Raw genomic sequence first — 5,000 nt, 5'->3', positions numbered from 1 at the left:
AAGCTGATGCAGAATACAAACTTCATATTTGGGATCAAGGCCCTGGTATTCCAAAACATGATTTACAAAACATATTTGAGCGAATGTACCGAAGCGAACAATCAAGAAACTCTTCATTTGGTGGTAGCGGTCTCGGACTCTCTATTTCTAAAGCACTCGTTGAAAAAAATGGTGGGCATATATGGGTTGAAAGTACTCCATGGAAACGAACTACTTTTGGCTTTTCTATTCCAAAACACAATACTTTTAAGAAATAGTTAAGAAATGATTAATATGCAGTTAAGCCTTCCTTTTTATGATGTAAGTAAGAACTTATAGAAAGCAGGTGTCTCCTATAAATACAATTATAAAAACGACTAACCTTACTAAAGTATATGGCAATCAAAAATCAGTAGATAATTTAAATATTAATGTTCAACAAGGAGAGATTTATGGCTTCATAGGCCGCAACGGTGCTGGTAAAACAACAACCATTCGTATGCTGCTTAGTCTTATAAAACCTACAAGTGGAACGATTGAAATATTCGGAGAGAACTTATTCCAAAATCAAAAAGATATTTTAAGCAGAATTGGTTCTATAGTTGAAGTTCCAGGATTTTATGAAAACTTAACTGCAAAAGAAAACCTACTAATTAATGCAAAGATAATTGGGGTTCACAAAAAGAATGCTATCGAAGAAGCATTAGAAATAGTAGGCTTGCAGCATGAGACAAAAAAGTTAGTAGGAAAGTATTCTTTAGGAATGAAGCAACGCTTAGGAATTGCACGCGCTCTTCTCCATTATCCTGAGCTACTCATATTAGATGAACCAACTAACGGACTAGACCCTATTGGTATTAAAGAAATGCGAAAACTTATTCATTCTTTAGCTCAAGAAAGAAATATAACAATACTCATTTCTAGTCACATATTAGCCGAGATAGAACAGTTGGTCGATCGTATCGGAATTATTCATGAAGGAAAGTTACTAGAAGAAGTTTCTCTTGATACGCTGCGCAAAGCAAACCGTAAGTACATAGAGTTTCAAGTGAATAATGACGATAAAGCTGTGATGTTATTAGAAAATCATCTTCAAATTTTTGATTATGAAGTACATGATGAAGGAAATATTCGTATTTACTCTCATTTTGGACAACAAGGATACATAAACGGAACATTTGTTCTTAACGGTATTGAAGTATTAAAAATGATGATAAGCGAAGATAGACTAGAAGATTATTTCACCAAACTAGTTGGAGGTGGAACAATTGGTTAATCTACTCTATACAGAACTCTTAAAACTAAAACGCTCTAATATGTTTTTAATTAGCATTATTGGTGCTGGTGTCGCACCTTTCTTAGTTGTAGTAGCCTCTTATATACATATAAAAACAAAACAGCCTACTCCAACTATTTGGTTCCATCAATTATTCACTGACGTTAACTTGTATACTACTTTAGTTATAGGATTCCCCTTATATGGAGTAGTGGTTGCATATTTGCTTACCCGCGAATATGCAGAAGATACACTGAAAAATTTACTAAATATCCCCGTGTCGCGCATTAGCTTTATTATAAGTAAATTCATCATTCTCTTTCTTTGGATTATGATGCTAACTTTAGTCGCTTGGGCACTTACTTTAATATTAGGGCTATTGGGGAACTTCCCTGGCTTTAACATTTCTTTACTTTTAGGTTCTTTCCTAGAATTTTTAATATGTGGTGGACTTCTCTTTCTATTGTCTTCACCTATTGTGCTACTAACTCTTGTAATGAAGAGCTATGTACCGCCCATTATATTAACAGTCATTATTACAATGACTAATCTTATGCTCGTAAACTCCAAGCATAAAGATTTATTTCCGTGGACCGCTACTCTAGATATCGCAAATAACGAATTACAACCGACATATCCATCAGAGTATTCTTATATCATCATTGCAGTAACGACAATTTCCGGATTTATTGCAACACTATTCTATTTTAAAAAAGTAGACATTCATTAATTTGTAGGAGTGAAACTATGAGCGATATCATTATTGCCTTCATACTCGGTATTGTAGAAGGATTAGCTGAATTTTTACCTATATCCTCTACTGGCCATCTTATATTAGTCGGGCATTTATTAGGCTTTGAGGGAGAAAGAGCGAAAACGTTTGAAATTGTTATTCAGCTAGGCGCAATTTTAGCCATTGCAATTTTATATCATAAACGTCTCGTTTCTTTATGTAATATTAAGCCTCTTCTACAGAAAGAAAAAAAATTCAACGCGTTCCATGTATTTCTTGGCGTATTTCCGGCAGTGGTTGCTGGTTTGCTACTACATGATATTATTAAAACATACTTATTCCAGCCATACACTGTTGTGATTGGACTTGTAGCAGGTGCAATTCTTATGCTCTTTGCAGAAGTAAAAAAGAAAGAGGCAGCAGCCTATTCACTGGACGATTTAACATACCGCCAAGCTTTAACAATCGGATTATTTCAGTGCTTAGCAGTATACCCTGGCTTCTCTAGAGCTGGCTCTACTATCTCTGGAGGTCTATTAGCAAAAGTAAATTATAAGACTGCATCTGAATTCTCTTTTCTAATAGCTCTTCCTGTAATGATTGGGGCTACAGGCTTAGACTTACTAAAAAGTTGGAAGTATTTAAGTGTCGATGACATCCCTATGTTTGCGGTAGGATTCATTACCTCTTTTATAGTAGCGATGCTAGCGGTAGTAACTTTTCTAAAGCTTTTAGAGAAGATAGGTTTAAAACCTTTTGCGTACTATCGTATTTTGTTGGCTATCTTATTTACGCTTTTCGTATTGCTATAGATTCATATAAGTCACATATTATTAAACTGATATTCAATTTAGAATATCAGTTTTTTCATCTATTTTAACTCTAGTATTACTCACTTCAATATGGCATAGTGATAATAAACTACCAGTCATAATCTGAACGTTCTTTAAGTAACTACATCCTTTATCATAAAATGCAATTGGAAAATTAAAGATTACATATATGTACAGAACATATTTACAAACTATATTCACTCCACATAGTATCTTTTTAATTTACAACACACCGCTACAACTTTTAAATGAGTACAAAGACATACTAAATAAGTAAGTAAATTTCCTAGGAATTATAAAGAGACTAAATATGAATTAGAGTGAGGTAACGATAAAAATGAATCAATTAGCACAGACATATTGGGATACTTATTGGGGAAACAACAAAAAACCAGAATCTGTTACAGCTTGGCAATTTGGGGATACCCCTAATTATCTTGCACAACTAGTAATTGACGGTATTAAAACCGCTACATGCTCCGGTCACATTTTTTATGAATTAGAACATGAATCACTACCGACTACTACTGATTATAGTATTATACTCAATAGTAATGATGAACCTGTAGCTATTATTAAGACAATAGAAGTAACTGTAACACCCATGAATGAAGTAAGCGAAGAATTCGCTATCGCTGAAGGCGAAGGAGATCGTACTTATAATTACTGGAGAGACACCCATGTTCGTTTTTTTACAAAGGAACTAAATGAGCTTGGTCTTAATTTCTCTGAAGATATGTTACTCGTCTGTGAGCGTTTTGAACTTGTTGATGTGAACAATAAAGTGAAATTTTAATAAACTGAGATTTACCAGCCATTCTTATTTTTATAAAACACAAAAAAGACGAGTCATTCTGACTCGTCTTAAAGTTGCTTGGCGACGTCCTACTCTCACAGGGACAAGGTCCCAACTACCATCGGCGCTAGAGAGCTTAACTTCCGTGTTCGGTATGGGAACGGGTGTGACCTCTCTGCCATCATCACCAAACTATGAAGGCATATTCCTTCAAAACTAGATAACATTGCTACATATTATATGGTTAAGTCCTCGATCTATTAGTATTCGTCAGCTCCACATGTCACCATGCTTCCACCTCGAACCTATCAACCTGATCATCTTTCAGGGATCTTACTAGCTTACGCTATGGGAAATCTCATCTTGAGGGGGGCTTCATGCTTAGATGCTTTCAGCACTTATCCCTTCCGCACATAGCTACCCAGCTATGCCCTTGGCAGAACAACTGGTACACCAGCGGTGCGTCCATCCCGGTCCTCTCGTACTAAGGACAGCTCCTCTCAAATTTCCTACGCCCACGACGGATAGGGACCGAACTGTCTCACGACGTTCTGAACCCAGCTCGCGTACCGCTTTAATGGGCGAACAGCCCAACCCTTGGGACCGACTACAGCCCCAGGATGCGATGAGCCGACATCGAGGTGCCAAACCTCCCCGTCGATGTGGACTCTTGGGGGAGATAAGCCTGTTATCCCCGGGGTAGCTTTTATCCGTTGAGCGATGGCCCTTCCATGCGGAACCACCGGATCACTAAGCCCGACTTTCGTCCCTGCTCGACTTGTAGGTCTCGCAGTCAAGCTCCCTTATGCCTTTGCACTCTACGAATGATTTCCAACCATTCTGAGGGAACCTTTGGGCGCCTCCGTTACACTTTAGGAGGCGACCGCCCCAGTCAAACTGCCCACCTGACACTGTCTCCCGGGTCGATAAGACCCGTAGGTTAGAATTTCAATACAGTCAGGGCGGTATCCCACCAGCGCCTCCACCGAAGCTAGCGCTCCGGTTTCAATGGCTCCCGCCTATCCTGTACAAACTGTACCAAAATTCAATATCAGGCTACAGTAAAGCTCCACGGGGTCTTTCCGTCCTGTCGCGGGTAACCTGCATCTTCACAGGTACTATAATTTCACCGAGTCTCTGGTTGAGACAGTGCCCAAATCGTTACACCTTTCGTGCGGGTCGGAACTTACCCGACAAGGAATTTCGCTACCTTAGGACCGTTATAGTTACGGCCGCCGTTTACTGGGGCTTCAGTTTAGAGCTTCGCTTACGCTAACCCCTCTCCTTAACCTTCCAGCACCGGGCAGGTGTCACCCCCTATACTTCGCCTTACGGCTTCGCAGAGAGCTGTGTTTTTGCTAAACAGTCGCTTGGGCCTATTCA

5 protein-coding genes and 2 rRNA genes (2 of these 7 only partly in view) are annotated in these 5,000 nt (G+C 38.7%); 5 read left to right on the top strand and 2 right to left on the bottom strand.

The genetic code is table 11. The features are described 5' to 3' along the window. The 5 genes from BHV55_RS01600 to BHV55_RS01580 all read left to right on the top strand — a co-directional run. Positions 1-257 carry the final stretch of a sensor histidine kinase gene (locus tag BHV55_RS01600; protein ID WP_070757073.1) on the top strand. 757 nt of this gene lie to the left of the window's left edge, so the window shows 257 of its 1,014 coding nt (coding positions 758-1,014); its start codon lies off the left edge, out of view; it ends in the stop codon at positions 255-257. 68 nt (positions 258-325) lie between these two features. Continuing rightward, positions 326-1,255, top strand: a complete 930-nt coding sequence (locus BHV55_RS01595; protein ID WP_070757072.1) for an ABC transporter ATP-binding protein — start codon at positions 326-328, stop codon at positions 1,253-1,255. After that, complete coding sequence (locus BHV55_RS01590) at positions 1,248-1,985, top strand: ABC transporter permease (RefSeq protein WP_070757071.1); 738 nt, start codon at positions 1,248-1,250, stop codon at positions 1,983-1,985. Before BHV55_RS01595 ends, BHV55_RS01590 begins: the two co-directional genes overlap by 8 nt. 17 nt (positions 1,986-2,002) lie before the next feature. Further along, the gene (gene uppP, locus BHV55_RS01585; protein WP_001279960.1) at positions 2,003-2,800 is read left to right on the top strand and encodes an undecaprenyl-diphosphate phosphatase UppP; all 798 of its coding nucleotides are present in this window, start codon (positions 2,003-2,005) and stop codon (positions 2,798-2,800) included. A gap of 358 nt (positions 2,801-3,158) precedes the next feature. Beyond that, on the top strand, positions 3,159-3,617 hold the full coding sequence (locus BHV55_RS01580) for an ASCH domain-containing protein (protein ID WP_001072423.1): 459 nt from the start codon (positions 3,159-3,161) through the stop codon (positions 3,615-3,617). Positions 3,618-3,693: 76 nt separating this feature from the next. On the opposite strand, the gene rrf is transcribed toward BHV55_RS01580, so the two are convergent. Both rrf and BHV55_RS01570 read right to left on the bottom strand, forming a co-directional pair. After that, positions 3,694-3,809, bottom strand: a 5S ribosomal RNA gene (rrf, locus tag BHV55_RS01575). Between the two features lie 48 nt (positions 3,810-3,857). After that, positions 3,858-5,000: ribosomal RNA gene (locus BHV55_RS01570) — 23S ribosomal RNA — on the bottom strand; it runs 1,779 nt beyond the window's last position.

The organism is Bacillus sp. RZ2MS9, from assembly GCF_001816185.2.
GTDB lineage: Bacteria > Bacillota > Bacilli > Bacillales > Bacillaceae_G > Bacillus_A > Bacillus_A cereus.
The sequence above is the reverse complement of the archived record's forward strand: the minus strand, read 5'-3'. Positions and strand labels throughout refer to the sequence as shown.